The sequence below is a fragment of the Candidatus Parakkermansia intestinigallinarum genome, from assembly GCF_944389695.1.
Taxonomy (GTDB): domain Bacteria; phylum Verrucomicrobiota; class Verrucomicrobiia; order Verrucomicrobiales; family Akkermansiaceae; genus Akkermansia; species Akkermansia intestinigallinarum.
The window spans coordinates 1-21,663 of record NZ_CALXNG010000033.1; the positions used below are offsets into that span (position 1 = coordinate 1).

A 21,663-nucleotide genomic window follows, 5' to 3' on the forward strand; every position below is an offset into this window, starting at 1 on the left:
TGGAATCCTCTCTGCGGCACTGCTCGGGAGGATGGGGAGGGGCTACGCGCCCGCTCCCCAAACCCCTCCTGCGGCAATGTGACGTTGCATCCATTTTCGCACGCCTGAATACGCTTGCATACCGGCCATGTTCTGTGTTACCTTGAGTGCGCTCATTTTTGACGCATCCATACCTTTCGGTGCGTTTTCTTTTTGACGCAATACGGGAGGCCTGAGAAAGCGTCGCATCCCTCAGCCGTCGGCAAGCCCCGAATTTCCTCGGCGCTGTCACCGACACGCAGACCCGTGAGCCTCAGCGATGGCCGGAGGAAGCCTTCGGCTCGGCGCCTTTCGCGGCAGGTGCGAGGCGACAGAGCCTGCCGCCGACCTCCAGCCAAGCCTCCACGGCCTCCTTCAGCGCCTGCGAGCCGTAAAAGCCTTGCCCTTGGAGCCTCCGCACCGCCTCAGTCAGCGGCGGAATTATGCTCTCCTCCGCCTCGAACATGACGTCCCTCAGCACGTCCTTCTGCGCCTCGCTCAGCACCTCCGCCGGGCCGGGCAGCGCACTCATCCGAGCCGAGAGCTCCCTGAACCGACGCGCACATGCAGCCACGCCGGGAGCCGCCGCATCGGCCGACGCGCGGTCACGGGCCGATCGAAGCTGAGTTGTCACCTCTTCCACCGCCGACTTCACCTCGAGCGTCAAGGCGACATAGACCTCGAGCTCGGCGCCTCGGGGCGCCGAAGCCGGAGCCTCGGGAGCGGAAGACTGAGCCGAGAGCGCCGTCGCGCCCAGGGCAAGAGAAAGGAGGAGCGTTTTCACCGTCGCATTGGCCAAGGAAGCTGTCATGAGAATCAGGGATAAATCGGAAAGAATCGGAAAGAATCGGAAAAGCGGATGGCGCGAGACGCTGTGTCGACGTTCGGCCGAAAAGCGTCGCCTCCGCCGACCGTCTCACGGCGTCAGTATATAAAGCGCCTCGAGAAGCGTCAAGGACAAAAGCCCTCGCGCCCTCCGCGTCCGGCAACGCAAGAGCCGCTAGTGACATCTTCCTGCTCTCAGGCGAAGCGGCCTGCCGCCTTGCCGACTCTCGCGCAAAGCTCGGCGTCGCAGCCTCGGTTTCGCTGAAGGCGTCGCATGCGGAAGGATGCCCTGTTGGCGGCTCCCTCCCACGACCGGCGCGTTTGCGGAGTGAGAGGCGGCGTGAGCAGACTACTTGCGTGCGCCGGCTTTGCGCAGCAGGCGGGCGACTTCTTTTCGGTGACGCAGGCGGGCGTAGGAGAGAGGCGTATCGCCGTCTTTATCCCGTGCGTTGATATCGGCACCGGCCTCCAACAGCAGCCGGGCCACGGCGCAGTCGTAGGCGTTATGCAGGGGCGTGCACCCTGCCTCATCTCTTGCGCGGACATCCGCCCCCGCGGCCAGAAGCACCCGCACCATGCCCGCTGCGATCGCCATATGCAGCGGCGTGCACCCTTCGCCGTTGCGCGCATTCACCTCGGCGCCGGCCTTCAGGAGCTCTCGCGCACAGCCTATCAGCAAGTAGGCGTGCAGAGGTGTATTGCCCGACTTGTCGCGGGCGTGGACGTCGGCGCCCGCGGCGATGAGCGCACGGACGCGCTCCACACAGCCCTCTTGGTGCAGGGGCGTGAGTCCCTCATTGTCGCGAGCGTTGACGTCCGCCCCGGCCTCGAGAAGCACCTGCGTCAGCTCCGCATCGAAGGCGTCGTGAAGCGGCGTGCGGCCCAACTTGTTGCGCGTGTTCACCTCCGCCCCGGCCTTGAGGAGCAGGCGAGCCATATCCGCGCTCTGCCACTCGTCGCTTCGGTGCAGCGGCGTTTCACCCATGTCGTTTAACGCGTGCAGATCCGCCCCGGCCTCGAGCAGCACGGCGGCGTACTCCGGCACCGTGACCATGTGCAACGGCGTATTGCCGCATTGATCGCAGGCGTTGACATCGATGCCGGCCGCCAGAAGCGCACGAGCCACCTCGCGATCCGCCTCCCCATCCGAGCGGTGCAGGGGCGTTCGCCCCAGATCCGAACGCGCGGCAACATCTGCCCCCAGCGCCAGCAGAGCTTGCACACAGTCGGCGTTCGCCGCTCGGTGCAGCGGCGTTTCTCCGAGCCCGTCGCGAGCGTTGACCTTTGCCCCCGCTTCGACCAACGCCCGAATCACATCGCCCGAGGGGGCGGAGAAGAGGGGCGTGAGCCCGTATTCGTTGCGAGCGTTGGCGTCTGCTCCGGCGGCGACCAGCACGCGGACAGCGCCCCCCGTTTCCGCCATGAAGAGAGGCGTCTCGCCTGCCTCATTGCGGGCGTTGGCGTTGCCCCCCGCCTGCAGCAGCTCCCGGAGAACAGAGGTCCCCGACACAAGTGCTGCCAAATGCACCGCCGTCATCCCTAACCCATCCGCCTCATTCGGAGAAGCTCCCTCCGCCAGCAGTCGGCGGACGCGCTCGAGGTCTCCCTCGCGGACGGCTTCCGCCAGCTCCTGCCACGGCGTCAGCTCCTCGTCCTCGGGCTCGTCTCCAAATGGCTCCCATGCCCCCGCAGAGAAGAGACTCGTTATCACCTCCGTATTGCCGCTCATGGCCGCGTGTTCAAAAGCCGAGACACCGTCCTCGTCCTCAGCATGAATGACCGCCCCCGCCGCCACCAAGCTGCGGATGCGCTCCGCATCGCCGTCTGCGATGGCGGCGATCAGTTCAGTAACGGCGGAAGCCTGTTGGGGAGCCTTGGATGTCTTCTTGCGGAAAAAGTTCATTGTCGTGCGCTTGTTTGAATCATTGGGCGCTCGTCTGAGAGGCCAGCCGAGACGAGAGTGTGTCGCTGTCTCTCAGACTATCGCACGGAGGCTCTGCAGTCAAGACACCAATGCGCCATGATATCAAAAAAGGCGAGTCGGTGGAGCTCGGTGAAAGATCCGGCCTGCTTTTTCTTGACAGGCGTGCCGAGGCGGAGTAGAACTCCCGCATGATCATCGACACGCACTGCCACCTCGCCTCGCCGAAGTATGAGAACCTCGACGAGCTGCGCCGCAACAGCCTCGCCCTCGGCGTCGGCCACTGCATCTCGCAGGGTACTGCCCCCGACGACTGGGAACTGACCCTCGCACAGGCTCGGCAGATGCCCGACTTCATCACCCCTTGCCTCGCCACCCACCCCAGCGAGTGCATGGCCTGCAGCGACGAGCAACTCGAGCAGATGGAAGAGCTCTGCCGCGCCAACCGCGACAGCCTCGCCGCCATCGGCGAATCGGGGCTGGACTACTACTGGGACGCCCCCGAGGGCTGCGACACCGAGACCTACTACGCGCGCCAGAAAATGATGCTGGAGCGCCACTTCGCCCTCGCCGCCGAGCTCAGCCTCAACATCTCGCTGCACACCCGCGAGCGCAAGGGCAGCGCCTGCTTTGACGACGCCTTCGCCATCGCCCGCAACTTCCCGACCGTGCGCCCGGTCTTTCACTGCTTCATCGGCACGCAGCAGCAGGCGGAGCGCATCTTCAGCGAGCTGGACGGCATGATCTCCTTCACCGGCCTCATCACCTTCCGCAAGACCGAGGCCGTGCAGGCCGTCGCCGCCTGGTGCCCGGCGGATCGCTTCATGCTCGAGACGGACTCCCCCTTCCTCTCCCCCGAGCCCATGCGCGGGCAGCTCAACATCCCCGGCCGCACGCGCTACGTCGCGGAAAAAGTCGCCGCCCTCCGCGGCTGCTCCCTCGAGGAAATCGCCGAGCTCACCACGGCCAACGCCCGTCGCTTTTTCCGCCTCTCCTGCTGAGGTCGGAGGGGACACGGGAAACTTCCCGGCCGAGCAGAGCCCGCATCGTGACTCTCTCCGCCGGACAAGCCGGGCTCGGGGCCATGCCGTCCTTTCTCCTTGCCAAAGGGCGGGGGGCTGTGTAGAATGAGCGCATGATGATGCTCGCCAACATTGGGTCGCCGTCGCAGTGGTTTATTCTCATTCTGCTCTGCCTGTTGATTTTCGGGGCAAAGCGGCTGCCGGAGATTGCGCGTGCCCTCGGTCGCAGCCTCGGCGAGTTTCGCAAGGCTCGCCGGGAGTTTGAAGACGAGCTCATGAAGGCGGAGCAGCCCGAAACGACGAAGCCGGCCGCCCCCACGCCTCTCGAAAACAAGGCGAGCGCTCCGAGCGCACCCGCAGATCAGGCCGCTGAGGTGTCGCCCTCAGCCCAACCGGATGCCGCAGCCGCGGAGAAGAAGCCGGACGACGCCCCCAAGGGCTGAGGCGTCACTGCGCGCGTTGCTGCGATGCGCAATGACGGCGTCTGCGGCGAGCGCTGCCGCGGCTGATGATGTGCGCGACGGGGGGGAGGAGGACCCGTTTCGACGGGGGCCTGCTCGTACGGGCGAAGAGCGCCTGCTGGCGCACTCGGGCTCAGGCCTCCGCACCCGACGGCTCGTCCGGCTCGGCGACGCGGGCTTTCCACTCAGCGGGGATGCGGCAGGGGCGCCCTTGGGGCATTTGGACGAGGGCGAGTCGTTGCAGAACGCTGACGCAGAGTTTATCGTCTTCTGCCCGACGCACTTCGAAGCGGAACCACAGCGAAGAGCCGCTCGCCTTTTCAATGCAGCCCAGCACGTGTATGTGGTCGGCGAGAAAGGCGGGCGCATGGTAGTCGACTTCATGCCGCACCAGAACGGTGTGTCGGCCCTCTTTGGCGAGCACGGCGTAGTCGATACCGAGCGCAGAGGCCATCTTCGTGCGGCATTCTTCCACCCAGCGCAGGTAGGCGAGGTTGTGCACGACGCCGCCGCAGTCGGTGTCGTAGTACATCACTTGATAGGGAAGGGTGTATTGGGGTGTCATGAGAGGGGCAACGGGGTGGGAAGAACGGAGGAGAGGCAAAAGAAGCTGTGCGGAGAAAAGGGGGGAGCGCCGCTCTCGGCGCTCCCCCGGGGAGGGTCGGGAGACCCGGAGCCCGTTTACTTGAGCTTGAGGACGTCGACGATGGCGGAGGTGATCTCCTTCATGTCGTCCATGGTCAGCTCACCCATGTGGGCGATGCGGAAGGTCTTGTCCTTGAGACCGCCGTAGCCGTTGCCCAGCTGCATGTTGCGCTCGGCAAGAGCCTTGTTGAGCTCGGGGATGGAGATCATCTCGCTGCTGCACTTGGGGTGCGAGTCGATGACGGTGAGCGTCTTGGAGAGATACTTCTCGTTCGGGTAGACGCGGAAGTACTCGTTGGCCCAAGCGCGGACGAACTGAGCCATCTGCTCGTGGCGAGCGAAGCGGTTTTCGATACCCTCCTCATTGACGATGTGCTGGAGCTGCTTGTCCATGGCGTACATGATGGAGAGGCAGGGCGTCGAGGTGTACTGGTAATTCTTCTTGTCGATGAAGTCCCAGATGGTGCGGAGGTCGAAGTAGAGGCCGCGGTGCTCGACCTCGGCGGTGCGGTCGTAGGCCTTGCGGCTCATGGCGCAGATGGCCATGCCGGGGGGCAGGGCGAGAGCCTTCTGCGTCGAGGTGATGAGCACGTCGATGCCCAGCTTGTCGGTCTCGATCTTCGAGCCGGCGGCCGAAGAGACGGCATCGACGCACCAGACGACGTCGGGGTACTTCTTCATCACCTCGGCGATTTCTTCAACCGGGTTCTGGATGCCCGAGGAAGTCTCGTTGTGCGTCACGGTGACGACGTCATACTTGCCGGTCGCCAGCGCGGCGTCGACCATCTCCGGCGTCGTGGGCTGCCCCATCTCGCTCGAGAACTTATCGGCGGGCACACCGTTGGTCTGCGCCATCTTGAACCACTTGTCGCCGAAGGCGCCGATGGAGAAGACGGCGGCGCGCTTGGCGGTGCAGGAGCGAATCGCGCCTTCCATGAGGCCGGAGCCCGAGGAGGTGGAGAGCAGAATGCGGTTCTCTGTGAAGAGAATCTTCTGCATGTTGTCGGAGATGCGCTTCTGGATCTCCGACGCCTTCTTCGAGCGGTGGCCGATCATCGGCAGGCTCAGTTCCTTGAGAATGTCTTCCGACACGACGGTCGGACCGGGGATAAACAACTTGATAGCCATAGTCTGTTGAGTGCAGCTTACAACCGTCATGATAGCATGTTTGCTCGATCAAGGCGAGCACAAAATTGATGTTGACGAAGATGAGTCTTGAAAGTTGTTGATTTTCATGTATGCTAGACAGCGTATGAGGCTTCCTGCTTCCCCTGTCATGATATTTTTGGCTGCGGCCGCGACCCTCGCCGCCCCGGCGGCGGCTGACGCCGTCGTCGTGAATCGCGTTGCGGCAACCGTCAACGGTCGCCCCGTGACGTCGGCCGAGGTGCGCGCAGCGCTCGAGCCGACCCTTCGCGAGCTTCTAGTGCTTTACCCCCGACAAGGTCCGCAATTCGTGGCCGAGCTGGTGAAGGCGAAGAAGGCCGTGCTCCAAGAGCTCATTGAGCGCGAGCTTGTGCTCTCCGAGTGCGATTCGAAGGGCCTCATCATACCGGCGAAGCTCGTGGATGACGAGATTAACCGCCGCATTCTGATGCACTTCAACGGCGATCGCGACGCCTTCCTCGACATGCTCCGCAAGAGCGGGCAGACCTTTGCCGAGTACCGCCAAAATACGACCAAGGAAGTGACGGTGCAGATGATGCGCTCGACCCGCTATGAGCGCGGCGTGCCCCCCACGCCCGATGAAGTGCGCCGCGAATACGCGCGCATGGGCTCTGATTTGCGCGACACCACGAAAGATGAGATCGTTTTTGAGAAAATTCTCATCGTGATACAGAACCCGGCCGTCACGGGTGAGTCTGTCGACGAACAGTTCAAGCGCGCCGAGAACCTCAGGGACCGCATCAAATCCGGAGAGCTTTCGTTCGCCGATGCCGCGGTCTCGTACTCCTCTGACGGACAGGCGGAGAAGGGCGGCCGCTGGCCGAAAATGAAGCGCAGCGATCTGGCGGCCGACTTCGCCGGGGTGATCTTCAACGCTCCCGTCGGCGAGGTGATCGGGCCGCTGGCCGACCCCATGGGCTTCACGATCGTGCGCGTGGTTGAAAAGGATTTGGCGCCTGCACCGCCGCTGAGCAACACGGACGTGCGGCGCCAGGTCGAGCAGTCCGTGACGCGCACCAAGAGCGAGGCCCGCTACCGCGAATGGATCGAGCGCCTTCGCGCCGGTGCCGTGATCCGAATCTACATCTGATGCCCGCCTGCGCTTTGCTCCGCACGGCGGGAGCCCTCGGCGCCCGTTGCGAAGCCCTTTCATGAAGAACCGCCTCGCCGCACCGGCGGGGCGGTGCTTCGTCTTCGACTCAGCCCCGCCAAATGCACCCGGACGTGCACCAAGACGCGTAAAACACTTGCCAAGGCGGCTTGAAAGGCGTATAAGGAGCGCATGAACATCCAACTTTTCAAAGAGCTTTGCGAAGCCTCGGGCGCTCCGGGCTTCGAGTACGGGATTCGCGACGTGGTGATGCGTGTGATGACTCCGCTCGCCGACGAAATCAGCGTCGACCGACTCGGCAACGTCGTAGCTCTCATCAAGGGCAAGAGCAGCGACAAAAAGGTCATGTGCGCGGCCCACATGGACGAAATCGGCTTCATCGTGCGCCACATCGACGACAACGGCTTCATTCGCATCCTGCCGCTGGGCGGCTTTGACGCCAAGACGCTGACGGCCCAGCGCGTCATCGTGCACGGCAAGCGCGACCTCTACGGCTGCATGGGCGTGAAACCCATCCACGTCATGAGCCCCGAGGAACGCACCAAGATGCCCGCCGTCACCGACTACGTGGTCGACGTCGGTTTGCCGAAAGAAGAGGTGGAGAAACTCGTCAGCATCGGCGATGCCATCACCCGCTACAGCGACCTCATCGAGATGGGTGACTGCGTCAACGTCAAGAGCATTGATAACCGCGGCGGCTGCTACCTGCTCATCGAAGCCGTGCGCACGATTCTCGAATCCGGCAACAAGCCCGACTACGACCTCTACGCCGTCTTCACCGTGCAGGAAGAAGTCGGCCTGCGCGGCGCCCACGGCGCGACGATGGCTATTCAGCCGGACTTCGCCTTCGCTCTCGACACGACGATCGCCTACGACACGCCCGGCGCATCGCCCCACGAAAAATGCACGCAGCTCGGCAAGGGCGCGGCTATCAAGGTGTACGACGGAACGCTGGTGACCGACCCGCGCATGGTGCAGTTCATGACGGCCCTCTGCGAAGAAGGCGGCATCACCCACCAGCTCGAACTCCTGTCGGCCGGCGGCACCGATGCCGGAGCGATGCAGAAGTTCACGGCCGGCGGCGCGCTGACGGGAGCCATTTCCATCCCGACCCGCAACGTGCATCAGAGCATTGAGATGTGCCACAAGGGCGACGTCGATGCCTGCGTCGCCCTGCTGGCGGCCTGCTTCACCGCGCTTAACCGCTGGGATTGGAGCTGGAAACGCGGCGAGCGCAGCCTGGCCTGAGGGTCGTAAAGCGCCTCACTCTCGCTTTAGAACAAAGATCCCCCGTCTGTCGGTCGCGGCAGTCGGGGGAATGTCGTTTCGGCCCCTGTCAGCGGGCTCCTCATACCGGTATCTGCCGAGGGACTGTCGGTCGACAAGGGCTCTTGCGCTGTATGGCCTCCGTCCGACAGCGTCCCGAACCTTGCGGAGAGTAGGGCAAATTCATGCCGAAGCCGTCGCGATAGGGCGAACCCCGTCCAAGAGCTCGCTGACTCGGGGATGAGCAAATCCCCGCGCTCTCGATGACGAAAGAACCCACACTCTGTTGAGTGTGGGTTCTCGAGTTGCGGGAGCAGGACTTGAACCTGCGACCTTCAGGTTATGAGCCTGACAAGCTACCAACTGCTCTATCCCGCGATTGATAAATGGCTCCTCCGCAGAGGACGGGGTCATTTTAGCGCAGACCTGCGAAGCTGTCAAGCTTTTTCGGCGGCCCTTCGTCTCAAAAATAATTCGTGGGCGGCGTTGCATACGGAACGAGAGGCCCTCCCGTCGATGCCGCGCAAGCCGCTGCCGCCTCGGTGGGGCATCGGCAGACGGCCGACGGCGGAGAATCGCGTCCCCTCGCCGTCGTCTCCGTGGCGACCGTCCGCGAACCGCGCCTCAGGGAAGGCGCCCGGCGAAAGAGGTCAAGCCTCGGCTAGCGTCTGCCGTTGCCTTGCTGCGCCAACAAAGAACCCACACTCTGCAGAGTGTGGGTTCTCGAGTTGCGGGAGCAGGACTTGAACCTGCGACCTTCAGGTTATGAGCCTGACAAGCTACCAACTGCTCTATCCCGCGATTTTCTGTTTGCTTGCACCCGTAAGGTGCACGCATTTTAGCTGAATCGCCACAAAATGTCAAGCTCTTTTTTTATAAAAATGGCGCTGCGGGAGAAAAAGAGAGGGCCACGCGCCGATTTATGACTCCTTGCCGCCTCCGTTCACGGGTTTAGCGTCGTCGAAGAGTCGGATTTCGCCGCGGTTGAGTTGGCGGATCAGGCTCCGTGCTTGGGGCGAGCCTTGGTCGGCCGCCGTTTCTAGCCAGCCGATGGCGAGGTCTTGGTTCGGCGGCACGCCGATGCCGTTCAGGTAACAGATGAAGAGAGCGTAGCTGGCTTGGTGGATGCCGTCGATGGCGGCGTAGCGCAGGTGGTCGATGCTCTCTTTCATGCTGATGCCCATGTCGTTGCCTTTGAGTAGCTCGCGTACGACGAAGGCCTCGCTCGGGCGGCTGCCGTATTCGGCGGCTTTGAGTATCCACTTCTCGGAGGCTTTGACGTCGCCCTTCCGTGCTGCGAGCTGAGCCAGAGTGAGGCAGGCGTGGGGGTCGCGCAGTTGGGCTCCGCGCCTGAGCAGGCGGGTGCCGATCCGTTCATTTTTGTCGATGCCGGTGCCGGTGAGGTAACAGATGCCCAGCACGGTGCTGGCTCCCGGGTGCAGGTCGCTTGCTGCGTGTTGCAGCCAGCGCACGGCCGTGTCGGGTTTGCGCTGCACGCCTTTGCCCAGCAGGGCACAGATGCCGTAGCGGTACTGGGCTGCCGTGTCGCCCTGATTGGCTTCCGTCAGAAAGTCGTCCGGGTTTTCTTTGCCGGAGTTGCACGCCGGAACCGAGCAGCAGATCAGGGCTGCTGCCGACAGGAGGGAAAGGGAGCGGGCGATGCTGGTGTTCATGACCGGGGGCGGAGGAAATAGTGTTTCTGCCGTTCGCTGACGGGCATGCCGAGTTTGTCCATGACGGCCAGCATGTCTTCCCAGACGGCACGGCGGGCGGACAGGGCTTCGTTGCGCAGCAGGTAGCTGGGGTGGTAGGTGACGCGCACGGGGATCCCTTGGCATTCCAGCCAGTGGCCGCGCAGCGAGCTGACGGAGTTTTCCGTACCCAGCAGCCCCTTGGCGGCACTGCCGCCGAGGCAGACGATGCAGCCGGGGCGGATGGCGCGGATCTCCGCCAGAATGAGCGGGAGACAGGCGTCGATTTCGTCTCGGCTGGGGGCTCTGTTGCCCGTCCCTTGGCCGGGGCCGGTGGAGGGGCGGAATTTGCAGACGTTGGAGATGTAGACGTCTCGCCGTTCGAGGCCCATGGCGGCGAGGATGCCGTTGAGTTTGCGCCCGGCGGGGCCGACGAAGGGCTCTTGCTGTTCCTCTTCGTCATGCCCCGGGGCTTCTCCGACGAGCATGAGTCTCGCGTGCGGGTTGCCGGTGGCGAAGACCATGGTGCTGCGGAGGGTGCCGAGGCGCTTGGCCGCGGGCCAAGACGCCGCGCGGCGGCGCAGGTAGGCGAGTTTTTCTTCGACGCTCTCGGGGATGCGCTTCGAGGCTGTGTCGGGTGCCGAGGCTCCGGCATCCCGCCCTGAGCGCGCGTCGGGCGCGCTGCGGGTGTCGTGCCCGGCGCGGGGGGCGGGTGCGGTGTGTGTGTCGGGCGCGCTGCGGGTGTCGGGCGCGCTGCGGGTGTCGGGCGCGCTGCGGGTGTCGGGCGCGCTGCTCGCGTCGGCAACGGTGTTTGCGTCGGCCGAGGTTCGGGCGTCGGCCACGGTTCGAGCGTCGATGCCGGAGGCGGGGCGGAACGCCGAATCGGGCAGCGCTCGCTCTCCCTTGCGCTCACCCTTGTGTTTCTCGGCCAGCATCCATGAGCGCAGGATGCTCCGGGCTTCGTCGTCGACGGCAAGCCTCTCCGTGCCGTCTTCGCGAAGACGGGTGAGGGAGTCGACGGTGAGCTGGCGGAGCGTGGGCACGGTGCCTATTTTAGCAGAAGCGCTGCACGAATCAAGTCCGCATTCGCTTTTAGTGCGCCCGGTCGCGAGCCGCTTCGGCGGAGCGTCGGATCTGCTCGACTTCGCGGAGAAAGGCGGCCAGCAGTTCGCCGCCGCGCGGGCTGAGCACGGATTCGGGGTGAAATTGAAAGCCGCGGAGGGGCAGGCTGCGGTGTTCGAGAGCCATGGGAATGCCCTCGGCGTCGCTGCCGAGCAGCTTGAGCTCCTCGGGCCAGCTGGCGGGGTCGACGGCCCACGAGTGATAGAGGCCGACGGCCATGTCGATGCCGGCGGGGCCGCTGAGGGCTCCCGGGCTGAGCTGAAGCCTAGTTTCGACGCCGTGGCGGGGGGCGGCAAGCTGCATGAGCCGTGCGCCGAAGTGCAGGGCCTGCATTTGGAAGCCGAGGCAGATGCCGAGGCAGGGGGTGCGGTGCTCGACGGCTTCGGCCAGCAGGCGGAGGGAGTGGGGGTGTTCGTCGGGGAGTCCCGGGCCGGGCGAGAGGATGAGCGCGTCGACGTCGCGCGCGCTGAGTCTATCAGCTTGCCTTTCGGGCAAAATTGTGATATTCACTGCTCCTGCGGCATGCAGGCGGTCCCGCAGCAGGTGCGTGAACGAGTCGTTATTGTCCACGAGGACGATACGGGGGCTCATGCCGGTATCATAGCAGAAGTCTCGGTTTATGTCTATCTCGGAGTCGGCTCGGCAGCGGTTCAATGCTTGGGGGCGAGAGCGGCGCCCTTTTGTGTTTGTGATTCCCTACGACGAGGCTTTGCCTTGTGTGCTCGAAGCGCTGGATGAGCCCGGCGATGTGTTTTACGCCCTGCCGTCGGCTCAGCGTTTGCCGGAGAGGAGCCCTTTGCCCGAGCCTGTGCTTTGGGAGCCGGAGTTTTTGCCGAGGCCGCTCTACGAGAGGGCTTTTGAGAAGGTGCAGTACCACCTGCGCCGGGGGGATTCGTATTTGACGAATCTTTGCATGGCGACGCCGCTGCGCAGCAATTTGAGTCTGGAGCAGATTTTCCTCAGGGCGCGTGCACCGTACCGAGTGCTGGTTCGCGGGCTTTTTACCTGTTTTTCACCCGAGCTTTTTGTGCGGATGGAGGGGAATGCGGTGACGACCTGCCCGATGAAGGGGACGTCGCCGGCCGATGGCGACGCAGGGCCCGAGGCCTTGCTGGCCGATGAGAAGGAGCGCCGCGAGCATGCGACGGTGACGGATTTGCTGCGCAACGATTTGGCGATGGTGGGGCAGGGGGTGCAGGTGCGTCGCTACCGCTATGCGGAGCGCATTGTGACGCAGCAGGGCGACTTGTGGGCGACGAGTTCGGAGGTGGAGGCGCGACTGCCGGATGATTGGCGCGACAGGCTCGGTGATTTGCTGGGGGCGTTGCTGCCGGCTGATTTGCTGGGGGCGTTGCTGCCGGCCGGCAGTGTGACGGGAGCTCCCAAGGCTCGAACCTGCCGGGTGATTGCGGAGGCGGAGCCGCAGTCGCGTGGTTATTATACGGGTGTTTTCGGTGTTTTTGACGGCAGGGCGCTGGAGTCGGCGGTGAGTATCCGCTTTGTGGAGCAGGTGAGCGAGGGGCGCTTCCTCTATCGCAGCGGCGGCGGCATTACGACGCTGAGCGATGTGCGCGAGGAGTACGATGAGCTGTGTCGGAAGGTTTATCTGCCCTTTGATCCGGCGGAGGAGGGGGCCGAGGCGCGGAGGGGAGGGGCGGATGCTTTTTGAGACGATTCGCGTGCTCGACGGCTGCGCGGAGCGCCTCGAGCTGCACCGTACGCGCGCGGAGCGCAGTTGCGGTGTCGCGCTGCCGGGCTTCGCGGATGCGGTGGCTCGGGTGGTGGCGGGCTTGCCGCAGCGCGGGGAGTTTCGCCTGCATCTGCCTTATGATGCCACGGGCTTTTTCCCGGCGACGGTGCAGGCGTACCGCCCGCGCGTCATCCGCCGTTTGCGTGTGGTGGAGGCTGCGGTCGATTACGCGCTGAAGGATGAGGACCGCTCGGTTTTCGAGGCGCTGCGAGCCCGTTACCCGGATGCGGATGAGCTGTTGTTGACGCGCGGGGGGCTCGTGACGGATACCTGCTTCAGCAATGTGCTGGTCGGCGAGCCCGGGCATTGGGTGTGCCCGGCGGATTGCGTGCTGGCCGGCACGCGCCGCGAGAGTCTGCTGCGCGAAGGGGCCGTCGCGCTGCGCCCGGTGCGTGTTGAGGATTTGGCGGATTATCCTTTCCTGACGCTGATCAACGCGATGCTGCCCCCGGGGCGCATCATGCTGCCGATGCGCGATGTGCTGATGCCCGGATGATGCCCGGATGAGGGCCGGAGGGGAGCTGCCGGAATCTGCTGCGGCTGCGCTGCGGCTTGGCGCAAAGAGCCCCCGGCGCCGTGGGGCGCAGGGGGCTCGTGAGGAAAGGGCTTGCTTCTTCGGCTCAGCCGCGCAGTTTGCGCCGCTCGCGCACGCCTCGGGCGAGGGTGTCGAGCATGGTGACGGTGCCTTCCCAGTCGACGCAGGCATCGGTGATGCTCACGCCGTACTTGAGGGGCTTGACGCACTTCTGGTTGCCGGAGAAGATGTTGCTTTCGATCATGACGGCGCCGATGGCGTCTTCACCCGCCGCGAGCTGCGCCGCGACGTCTTCGGCGACGAGGTGCTGCTCTTCCCAGCGCTTGTGGCTGTTGCCGTGCGAGCAGTCAATCATGAGGCGATTGCCGATGCCGGCCTTGGTCTGCACCTCCCACGCGTGTCGCACGTGAGAGCTTGCGTAGTTGGGGCCTTGCGTCGAGCCGCGCAGAATGAGGTGGCAACAGTCGTTGCCGGCCGTCGAGACGATGGCCGAGACGCCCTGCTTGGTGACGGAGAGGAAGCAGTGCGGGTGCGTGGCGGAGATGATGCCGTCGACGGCTATCTGCACGGAGCCGGAGGTGCCGTTTTTGAAGCCGATGGGCATCGAGAGGCCGCTGGCCAGCTCGCGGTGCACCTGGCTTTCGGTCGTGCGTGCACCGATGGCGCCCCACGCGATGAGATCGCAGATGTATTGCGGCGTGATGGTGTCGAGGAACTCGGTGGCCGCGGGAACCCCCATCTCGGCGAGTCGAAGCAGCAGGCCGCGCGCCATGCGCAGGCCGCTGTTGATGTTGTAGGACTCGTCCATGAAGGGGTCGTTGATGAGCCCCTTCCACCCCACGGTCGTGCGCGGTTTCTCAAAGTAGACGCGCATGATGATGAGCAGATCCTCCGCGTAATGGGTGCGGGCGGCTGCAATGCGGTCGGCATAGTCGATGGCCGCGACGGTGTCGTGGATGGAGCAGGGCCCCACCATGACCGCGAGGCGATCATCTTCTTTTTTGAGAATGCGGCGAACCTCTTCACGGGTTTCGTACACCATCTTGCAGGCTTCGGTTCCCGCAGGAAAATCCTGCATGAGAATGGCCGGCGAGATCAGCGGACGGATGTCCGTGATGCGAACGTCATCGGTGATAAATGAATGATTCATGAAATTAGCTTTCCTTCCAGGAGTAGACATTGTCTTCAATGGCCTCCTGAATGTCCTCAAGGGCAGCAGCGGCCTCTTCGCGCTGCTTCTTCTTGTCATCTTTGCCTTTCTTCTTGTCCTTGCCGCCCTTCTTCTTGTCCTTGTCTGCCTTCTTGTCCTTGGCGGACTTCTTGGCGTCCTTCTTGCTCTTCTTGGAGGAGGAGGCCGAGCTGTCGTCGTTGCTCAGGGGAATCGGGGCAATGCCGTCCTGGTCTTCACCGAGGCTGTAGACGAGGAATTTGTCGTTGAGCGGTCGCCCGTTTTCGGCGAAGGGGTCGACATTGACATCTTTGTTTTCCGTGTAGATCACGTAATAGGGAGTGCCCCAAGGATCGTAGTAGCCGGGCTCGTCATCCTGGTAGTAGACGCCGTTGGTCGGCGAATCGACTTCGTTGACTTTGAGGTAGGTTTCGCGGCGGCGGTTGATTCGGGAGTCGACGTCACCCTCGGCATCGAGCAGAACGCGAAGCATGCCTCCGTCCTTCCCTTCCGCGAGGGGGAAGTGCAGGCGCTCGTCATCGCTCGGGAAGGCGTTGTAGTCGAAGGGCGCGGCTTGGTCGTTGTCGCTCATGAAGCGCTCGGCAGCCGTGGCAATCTGGGTGCAGGTTTGGCGGGCAACGGTGTTGTTACCCTTGCTCTTGGCCATGAACACGACTGAAAGGGTGATGCCGGCCAGCGTGCCCAGAATGGCGATGACGACGAGCAGCTCAATGAGTGTGAAGCCGCATCGGCGCGTATAGACGGGGAAAAAAGAGGTTTTCATACGGAACGAGTCTAGCACACGGGCGCTATCAAGGCAAGCAGAAAGGCGACAGTGCCCGTGCTCTTTCATTGCTTTTTGGCGAGAAGCCCGTATTTGGGTGAAAAAATGTAGGCGATCAGGAAGATGAGACCCAGCACCAGGATGATGGTGGCTCCCAGATGCCAGCCCAGCGGGAAGCTCAGAAAGAAGGCGAGCACGGAGCCTCCCGCGCCGATGAGCCCGCCGCCCCAGAAGAGCCAGCCGGCGCGGTTGGTGAGCAGGTAGACGGTGGCGGCGGGAGCCACGAGCAGGCCGAGGGTTAGGAAGGCACCCACCGCTTGCAGGGAAGAGACGAGGACGAGGATGATGAGCGAGAAGATGCCGTAGCTGAAGGCTCGCGTGGGGATGCCCATGGTGGCGGCGGCGCGGGGGTCGAAGAGGCAGATGAGCAGGGGGCGTTGCAGGGCGGTGATGCTCAGCACGGCGAGGGCGCCGGTCAGGTAGGCGATGAGCAGGTCGGTGTTGCTCATGCTCATGATGTTGCCGAAGAGCCAGTCATCGACTTTTTGCTGCAGGCCGAGTCTGACGAGGATGATGTAGCCGATGGCGAAGGCCGTGGTGTGCAGGATGGAGAGCGCGGTGTCGTGATCGATGCGCGAGGTGCGGGAGACGAAGAGGGAGCCCAGCCCGACGAGCAGCCCCGCAATGACGGCGCCCAGCAGGATGCTCAGCTGCATGAAGCCGAAGAGCAGAATCGCCAGGGCTATCCCCGGCAGCAGGGCGCAGCTGAGGGTGCCGATTTGCAGCGAGGAGCGCCGCAGCACGACCAGAGCGCTGACAAAGCCGTTGGAAAAGCCGATGGCCGCGCAGGCCCAGAGGCTGCGCTGGGCGATGGGTTCGGCCAAGAAGTTGCAGAGTTCGTTCATGCCTGAAGGGTGTGCGGAAGGTAGCCGAAGGCGGCTTGCAGGTGGTCGGCTCTGAGGCTGTCGGCAGTCTTGCCGAAGCTGATGAGCTTGCGGTGCAGCAGCAGGCTGTAGTCGAAGATTTTCGGGGCGGTGATGAGGTCGTGGTGCGAGGCGATGATGAGTCTGCCTTCGGCGGACAGAGCTCGCAGCATCTCGCCGAGCGATTCGGAGCTCGGGAGGTCAAGTCCGGTGAAGGGCTCGTCGAGCAACATGATGTGCGCTTCCTGAGCAAGGGCTCGCGCAAGGAAGGCTCGCTGCTGCTGGCCGCCGGAGAGTTCGCCGATTTGGCGCCGGCTGAGTTCGCGCAGCCCGAGGGCGTCGATGGCGCGTTCGACGATGTCCCGATCATGCTGCTTGGCGGCTCGCCAGACGCCAAGGCTCGGGTAGCGCCCCATCTCGATGAGACCGCGCACGGTCAGCGGAAAGTTGCGGTTGACTTCGGAGCGCTGCGGCACGTAGGCGATTTCATGCCGATTGTCCATGAGCGGTGCGCCGTTCCAGAGGATGCGGCCGCTGCGGGGGCGCAGCAGCCCGGCCAGCACGTTGAGCAGCGTGGATTTGCCTGCGCCGTTCGGGCCGATGAGCGCGAGGGTGTGGCCGCAGTCAATGCTGAAGCTCAGGTCGCTGAGCGCGTCGAGAGCTCCGTATCCGGCGGAGAGTTGTTCGACTTGCAGGCAGTGCCCGCCCCGGTGGTCGCAGCCGCCGCCCCAGCAGATGTGATGTTCTCGATGGCTGTTGCTCACGGGCGGCTGAAGGTGAAGGTGTCGTACATGATGAGCCCGGAGGGGAGAGTCCAGCGCGTGCAGCTGGAGGGGGGCAGGGCATCCGGCTCGAGGGTGATGGTGACGGCCTGCGGGCCTTGGCTGTTCCAAGTGGCTTCCAGCTCGATTTCGGCTCTGTCGACGAGGTCGGCGGGAAGCTCCGTCTTGAACATCCACGGAGAACTGTTGGCTTCTCCCTCGTCGTCCGTCGCTTCCCAGTCGGCAAGAACCCGCCCGCCGAGTCTCAGCTGCATCGAGCTCAGTTCCCCGCTGTACTGCACGGTGACGTAGGTGGGCAGGGTCTGTGCCGTCGCCGGGTCAAAGGGCTCTTCCATCGCCAGCACTTGGCGAGGCGCGTCCCGCAGCAGGGGAATGAGGGGCAGGCCGACGGCCGCAACGCCGAGGGTCGCCAGCGACAGGGAGATGAGGGGAGACATGGTTTCGGCGGCTGTGGCTCAGCGGCGCTTGTTGCGCTTGTCGCCCTTGCTCGGCGCGGCGCCCTTGCCGGCGGCCGCTTTGGCGCGTTCTTCCTCAACTTCGCGGCGCGCCTGTTCTTCGGCGCGGTTCTGAATATCGTTGAGCAGGCCGGCAATGTCTTCATCGCTCTCCGCCACCGTGGCCGGCTTTTTCTTGCTGTTGCTCAGGCCGGCCATCACGGCGCCGATGTTGTGAGTCATCTGCTGCTTGTAGGTCGGGAGGTCTTTGGCAATGCCGTCCATGACAAGGGAGAAGGTGGCCACCCCGAGCTGCGAGGCAATGACGCGCATGTTGCGCGGGGAAGAGTTGTACTCGGTGAACAGACTCGGCACTTTCTTTTCGCGCAGCTCCGTGAGCAGGCGAGCCAGCGTGGCGGGGTCTCCCTGAGCCTCGGCGGCGACGCCCTGCAGGGCCATCGGCGTGAGATTGAAGGCCTCGCAGAAGTGGCACATCGCGGCGTGTTCCGTCACCAGAATGCGCCGATCTGTCGGCACTTTGCTGAGCATGAGGCGCCCCATCATCATCAGCGAGTCCATTTCCTCGGCGTACTTTTTCTGACGCTTTTCGTAATAACTCTTATTGGTCGGGTCGACGGCGGAGAGCTCCTCGAGCAAGACGCGGGAGGCTCGCTTCATGTTGGCGGGCGAGTTCCACCAGTGCGGGTCAACTTTGTCCGTCCCCGGCACCTTGACGTCGGGGATGGTGGCGCCGAGTTCGACGAATTTGGTTTTTTCCGATATGCTCGAGCGCAGCGAGGGCAGGTAGGGCTCGACGCCCTTGCCCATGGCGAGCAAGAGCTTGGAGCCGAGGGCTCTCGAGATTTCATTGCTCGTGGGTTGGAACTCGTGCAGGGTGCCGTTCTCGGGGAAGAGGTCATGCACCTTCACCTTGTTGCCGCCGATTTGGCGAGCCATGTCGCTGAGCAGCGGGTGCAAACTCGCGATTTTGACGGGCGCGGCCTGTACGAATGCTGCACAGAGCAGGAGGAGGATACAGAGAAGGCGTTTCATGGGGGCGATTATACACGGCTCGTCAAGGGCGGTCAATGCTGCTGACAGAATGGCGGCGCGTTTTTGTCCTCCTCGCCCGAGCGGAGGAAACTCAGTCTCCGCTGCGCAGAGCTTGTCTGAGGCGCAGCGCCCGGTGCAACTCGGCAACGTCGTGGACGCGGTGCAGGTCGGCCCCGCGCTCCGCCGCCAGAAGGCTCATGACGACGGTGGGCAGCGGGCTGCTCTTCACGTAGTCGACGTCTCCCAGCAGCGCACCCATGAAGCGCTTGCGCGACAGCGCCATCATCAGCGGAAGCTCGCGCACGCGCAGCTCGCCGAGGTGGCGGATGAGAGCAAGGTTGTGCTCCGTGCTCTTGCCGAAGCCGATGCCGGGATCCAGACAAAGGCGCTCGGCGGCGATGCCGCAGGCCTCTGCCAAGGCGATGCGCTCTTCGAAGAAGGCGTGAACCTCGGCGACGACGTCTTCGTAGTGCGGCGCCTGCTGCATCGTGCGGGGCTCTCCCTTCATGTGCATGAGCACGATGCCGCAGGCGCGAGAGGCGCAGAGGCGCCGCATGTCCGGATGCGCCAAGCCGGTGACGTCATTGATGATGTCCGCTCCGGCGTCGAGCGCTTGGGCGGCGACGCCCGGGTGGCGAGTGTCGATGGAGATGAGCAGCTCGGGGCGAGCTTGCCTCAGCGCTCGGATGACGGGAAGGGTGCGCTCCGCCTCCGTTGTCTCGTCAACCTCATCGGCTCCGGGGCGGGTGGACTCGCCGCCGATGTCGATGATGTCCGCCCCGGCGTCCGCCATGAGTTCAGCGTGTTGCAGGGCACTCGCGAGGCTGTTGTGCCGCCCGCCGTCCGAAAAGGAGTCGGGCGTCGTGTTGAGAATGCCCATGATGGCGCCCCCGGGGGGGAGCACCCATGCGCCTCTTCGGAGTTGCCAGATTCTCATGGCTCTGCTCAACGGTCTTGGTCAGCCTTCCGCTGCTGCGGAGCTTCGGGAGCTGCGGGAGCCTCAGAGGGTACGGGAGCTTCGGGAGCTGCGGGAGCCTCAGGGGGCACGGGAGCTTCGGGAGCTTCAGGGGGCACGGGAGCTACGGGAGCTGCGGGAGCCACGGGAGCTGCGGGAGCCTCAGGGGGCACGGGAGCTGCGGGAGCCTCAGGGGGTACGGGAGCTTCGGGAGCCTCAGAAGCCACGGGAGCCACGGGAGCTTCGGGAGCTGCGGGGGTCACGGGAGCTACGGGAGCCACGGGGGCCACGGGAGCCTCAGGGGGTACGGGAGCCACGGGAGCCACGGGGGCCACGGGCAGCGGTGGCACGGGAAGCGGAGCCGGAGTCGGATGGACGGAGGGAGCCGTCGGCGGAGGTGTCGGAGCCTCCGGCTTGCTCACGCTCTGCTCGGCGTCCCGTTGGTCAGACGCAGACGGAGCCTCTGCCGACGCCGCGGCGGCGGCGTCCTCGGCTGCGGCCGGGGCCGACGGGGCAGTCTCCTTGTCCGAGGCGCTTGTCTCCCCTTCGGGTGAGTCGTCTCTCCGTTGCTCGGCGAGAGCTACGGCTTCCTCACGCGCTTCGCGCATGTCGCTGAGAGCCTCGCGAATCTCGTCGAAGGTTTCGGTCGGCGGCAGCGGAACGGTCGGCGCTTGGTCGGCGTCCTCCGCGGCCTTGGAATCCTCCGCAGGCAGGGAAGAAAGAGCGGCATCAATCATCTGATCGCTGCTTTTCTCTTCCTCATCGTTTTTTTTCGTCGCGGGGAGGGGCTGCCCGGAGGACTCCCTGCTCACGGCTGCCGCTGCAGCAGAGAGCTCCGCAGCGTCAACATGCGATGCCTGCGTCGGCGGAATGGGCTGAGGTATCGCGCGCGCCGCATGAGTGGCTTCTCCGCGCGGCTCGGCGGCGACTTTGGCAGCAGCGGTGGGCGGCAGCTCCGCTGACGGGCGCGCGGCCGCAGTATTGATGCCGACGGCTTGGGGAAGCGGAATGGCCGGGGGTGTCAGGATGGTCTGGGGGGCCGGCGGGGTGCCGGGATGAAGCGGAACCGTGGGATCTGCATCGGGCACCATGTTGACCGCCGCAGGATTGAGCTCGGCTTCCGTGAGAGACTCGGGCATCTCGCGCTCGGTGAGCACCTCGTTGCGCGCCTCCTTGCCGGACGCTTCGTCCTCGGACCGACGCGGAGAGTAGGTCTCATAGAAGGCCAGAATCGTGACGTAGATCGTGAAGAAGACGCCCATCAGCGTCGGAATGACCCAGTCGGAATCGCTCAGGAAAACCTGCACCTCGGCTAGGAGCGGCGCTTCGCTTTGCCCCCACAGCGTGAGCAGGTAGAGCAACAGCTCGCTCAGCCCGTACCAGAGGGCGTAGCCCACGACGCTGTAAAAGGCAATGCGCAGCCGCGAGTTGCTGAAGAGTCCGCCCAGAATCAGCCCCATGGGAACGAGCAGAAGCAAAAATTCACAGTTCGGAGTGATCACGATATGGGCTCCGATGAGCAGGCTGAGCTGATCGAGCCCGGCCATGATGAGGTTCGGCTCGGAGCTGAGAACGGCCGCCGCGCCCGGAAGAGCGACATCCGTGCCGAAGGAGACGAGGATGATGAGAAAGATGAGAAGGACGATGCTCCAGCAGAAAATAATGTTCCAAATGGCGGTGACGCCGCGCAGCAGTCCCATGAGAAGCAACAATCCCGCCATCAGGGCGAACCACGGTGTGGTGACCGACGCCGCCAAGCCGCCTTCGTACAAATGGCGGACAATGTCGAGACATCCTGATTGACAGCCGCACTTGACGACCTCAGCCAGAAGGAGGATGAGCAGTAGCAGGCAAATGTATTTTATCAGGAAGAGGACGAACTTCATCACGCATCAATTCTAGGGAAAAGCTTCGCTTTAGTCAAGGAAAAAGCGGGTGCGGCCTTGCTTTTCGCCACACCTGTCCCAAAGTTTGAGCAGAGGGAAAAAGGATGCAGTAATCATGCGGGGTGTCGGGCAAGGAGAGGGCAA

21 protein-coding genes and 2 tRNA genes are annotated in these 21,663 nt (G+C 64.1%); 6 read left to right on the forward strand and 17 right to left on the reverse strand.

Going from position 1 to position 21,663, the window contains the following annotated elements:
- Window positions 1-292: 292 nt before the first annotated feature.
- Both AC6UAL_RS08315 and AC6UAL_RS08320 read right to left on the reverse strand, forming a co-directional pair.
- Window positions 293-829, reverse strand: a complete 537-nt coding sequence (locus tag AC6UAL_RS08315; RefSeq protein ID WP_500682915.1) for a hypothetical protein — start codon at window positions 827-829, stop codon at window positions 293-295.
- A 363-nt stretch (window positions 830-1,192) separates the two neighbouring features.
- The gene (locus AC6UAL_RS08320; protein ID WP_500682916.1) at window positions 1,193-2,746 is read right to left on the reverse strand and encodes an ankyrin repeat domain-containing protein; all 1,554 of its coding nucleotides are present in this window, start codon (window positions 2,744-2,746) and stop codon (window positions 1,193-1,195) included.
- Window positions 2,747-2,955: 209 nt separating this feature from the next.
- On the opposite strand from AC6UAL_RS08320, the gene AC6UAL_RS08325 reads away from it, so the two are divergent.
- Both AC6UAL_RS08325 and tatA read left to right on the forward strand, forming a co-directional pair.
- Complete coding sequence (locus AC6UAL_RS08325; RefSeq protein WP_500682917.1) at window positions 2,956-3,765, forward strand: TatD family hydrolase; 810 nt, start codon at window positions 2,956-2,958, stop codon at window positions 3,763-3,765.
- Window positions 3,766-3,899: 134 nt separating this feature from the next.
- Complete coding sequence (gene tatA, locus AC6UAL_RS08330) at window positions 3,900-4,229, forward strand: twin-arginine translocase TatA/TatE family subunit (protein WP_500682918.1); 330 nt, start codon at window positions 3,900-3,902, stop codon at window positions 4,227-4,229.
- Window positions 4,230-4,380: 151 nt separating this feature from the next.
- On the opposite strand, the gene AC6UAL_RS08335 is transcribed toward tatA, so the two are convergent.
- Window positions 4,381-4,812, reverse strand: coding sequence for an acyl-CoA thioesterase (locus AC6UAL_RS08335; protein ID WP_500682919.1), 432 nt, complete (start codon window positions 4,810-4,812; stop codon window positions 4,381-4,383).
- A 116-nt stretch (window positions 4,813-4,928) separates the two neighbouring features.
- A complete protein-coding gene (locus AC6UAL_RS08340) occupies window positions 4,929-6,020 on the reverse strand; it encodes a pyridoxal-phosphate-dependent aminotransferase family protein (RefSeq protein ID WP_500682920.1) in 1,092 nt (363 codons plus the stop codon).
- Between the two features lie 148 nt (window positions 6,021-6,168).
- Between AC6UAL_RS08340 and AC6UAL_RS08345 the strand changes: the two genes are divergently transcribed.
- Complete coding sequence (locus AC6UAL_RS08345) at window positions 6,169-7,149, forward strand: peptidylprolyl isomerase (RefSeq protein WP_500682921.1); 981 nt, start codon at window positions 6,169-6,171, stop codon at window positions 7,147-7,149.
- A 192-nt stretch (window positions 7,150-7,341) separates the two neighbouring features.
- Window positions 7,342-8,418, forward strand: coding sequence for a M42 family metallopeptidase (locus tag AC6UAL_RS08350; protein ID WP_500682922.1), 1,077 nt, complete (start codon window positions 7,342-7,344; stop codon window positions 8,416-8,418).
- Window positions 8,419-8,741: 323 nt separating this feature from the next.
- Here AC6UAL_RS08350 and AC6UAL_RS08355 read toward each other — a convergent pair.
- The 5 genes from AC6UAL_RS08355 to AC6UAL_RS08375 all read right to left on the reverse strand — a co-directional run bounded on the left by AC6UAL_RS08355 (window position 8,742) and on the right by AC6UAL_RS08375 (window position 11,840).
- Window positions 8,742-8,814 (reverse strand) — tRNA-Met (locus AC6UAL_RS08355).
- 350 nt (window positions 8,815-9,164) lie between these two features.
- Window positions 9,165-9,237: transfer RNA gene (locus AC6UAL_RS08360), tRNA-Met, on the reverse strand.
- A gap of 119 nt (window positions 9,238-9,356) precedes the next feature.
- Window positions 9,357-10,109, reverse strand: a complete 753-nt coding sequence (locus tag AC6UAL_RS08365; protein WP_500682923.1) for a tetratricopeptide repeat protein — start codon at window positions 10,107-10,109, stop codon at window positions 9,357-9,359.
- Entirely contained in the window at window positions 10,106-11,170 is a 1,065-nt protein-coding gene (locus tag AC6UAL_RS08370) for a uracil-DNA glycosylase (RefSeq protein ID WP_500682924.1), read from the reverse strand. Before AC6UAL_RS08370 ends, AC6UAL_RS08365 begins: the two co-directional genes overlap by 4 nt.
- Window positions 11,171-11,219: 49 nt before the next feature.
- Window positions 11,220-11,840, reverse strand: a complete 621-nt coding sequence (locus AC6UAL_RS08375; RefSeq protein WP_500682925.1) for an anthranilate synthase component II — start codon at window positions 11,838-11,840, stop codon at window positions 11,220-11,222.
- A gap of 28 nt (window positions 11,841-11,868) precedes the next feature.
- Between AC6UAL_RS08375 and AC6UAL_RS08380 the strand changes: the two genes are divergently transcribed.
- Both AC6UAL_RS08380 and AC6UAL_RS08385 read left to right on the forward strand, forming a co-directional pair.
- Window positions 11,869-12,918, forward strand: a complete 1,050-nt coding sequence (locus tag AC6UAL_RS08380) for an aminodeoxychorismate synthase component I (RefSeq protein ID WP_500682926.1) — start codon at window positions 11,869-11,871, stop codon at window positions 12,916-12,918.
- 10 nt (window positions 12,919-12,928) lie between these two features.
- Window positions 12,929-13,495 carry an aminotransferase class IV gene (locus AC6UAL_RS08385; protein WP_500682927.1) on the forward strand — a complete coding sequence of 189 codons (567 nt, stop codon included), beginning with the start codon at window positions 12,929-12,931 and terminating at the stop codon, window positions 13,493-13,495.
- Between the two features lie 124 nt (window positions 13,496-13,619).
- On the opposite strand, the gene AC6UAL_RS08390 is transcribed toward AC6UAL_RS08385, so the two are convergent.
- The 8 genes from AC6UAL_RS08390 to AC6UAL_RS08425 all read right to left on the reverse strand — a co-directional run bounded on the left by AC6UAL_RS08390 (window position 13,620) and on the right by AC6UAL_RS08425 (window position 21,522).
- Window positions 13,620-14,684, reverse strand: a complete 1,065-nt coding sequence (locus tag AC6UAL_RS08390; RefSeq protein WP_500682928.1) for a 3-deoxy-7-phosphoheptulonate synthase — start codon at window positions 14,682-14,684, stop codon at window positions 13,620-13,622.
- Between the two features lie 4 nt (window positions 14,685-14,688).
- On the reverse strand, window positions 14,689-15,486 hold the full coding sequence (locus tag AC6UAL_RS08395; protein WP_500682929.1) for a prepilin-type N-terminal cleavage/methylation domain-containing protein: 798 nt from the start codon (window positions 15,484-15,486) through the stop codon (window positions 14,689-14,691).
- 65 nt (window positions 15,487-15,551) lie between these two features.
- The gene (locus AC6UAL_RS08400) at window positions 15,552-16,391 is read right to left on the reverse strand and encodes a metal ABC transporter permease (protein WP_500682930.1); all 840 of its coding nucleotides are present in this window, start codon (window positions 16,389-16,391) and stop codon (window positions 15,552-15,554) included.
- On the reverse strand, window positions 16,388-17,173 hold the full coding sequence (locus AC6UAL_RS08405; protein WP_500682931.1) for a metal ABC transporter ATP-binding protein: 786 nt from the start codon (window positions 17,171-17,173) through the stop codon (window positions 16,388-16,390). Before AC6UAL_RS08405 ends, AC6UAL_RS08400 begins: the two co-directional genes overlap by 4 nt.
- Window positions 17,170-17,628 (reverse strand): hypothetical protein, encoded by a 459-nt coding sequence (locus AC6UAL_RS08410; RefSeq protein WP_500682932.1) that lies wholly within the window; start codon window positions 17,626-17,628, stop codon window positions 17,170-17,172. The genes AC6UAL_RS08405 and AC6UAL_RS08410 overlap by 4 nt, the downstream gene beginning before the upstream one ends.
- A gap of 18 nt (window positions 17,629-17,646) precedes the next feature.
- Complete coding sequence (locus tag AC6UAL_RS08415; RefSeq protein ID WP_500682933.1) at window positions 17,647-18,678, reverse strand: metal ABC transporter solute-binding protein, Zn/Mn family; 1,032 nt, start codon at window positions 18,676-18,678, stop codon at window positions 17,647-17,649.
- 91 nt (window positions 18,679-18,769) lie between these two features.
- The gene (gene folP, locus AC6UAL_RS08420) at window positions 18,770-19,615 is read right to left on the reverse strand and encodes a dihydropteroate synthase (protein ID WP_500682934.1); all 846 of its coding nucleotides are present in this window, start codon (window positions 19,613-19,615) and stop codon (window positions 18,770-18,772) included.
- An 8-nt stretch (window positions 19,616-19,623) separates the two neighbouring features.
- A complete protein-coding gene (locus AC6UAL_RS08425) occupies window positions 19,624-21,522 on the reverse strand; it encodes a hypothetical protein (RefSeq protein WP_500682935.1) in 1,899 nt (632 codons plus the stop codon).
- Window positions 21,523-21,663: the final 141 nt, after the last annotated feature.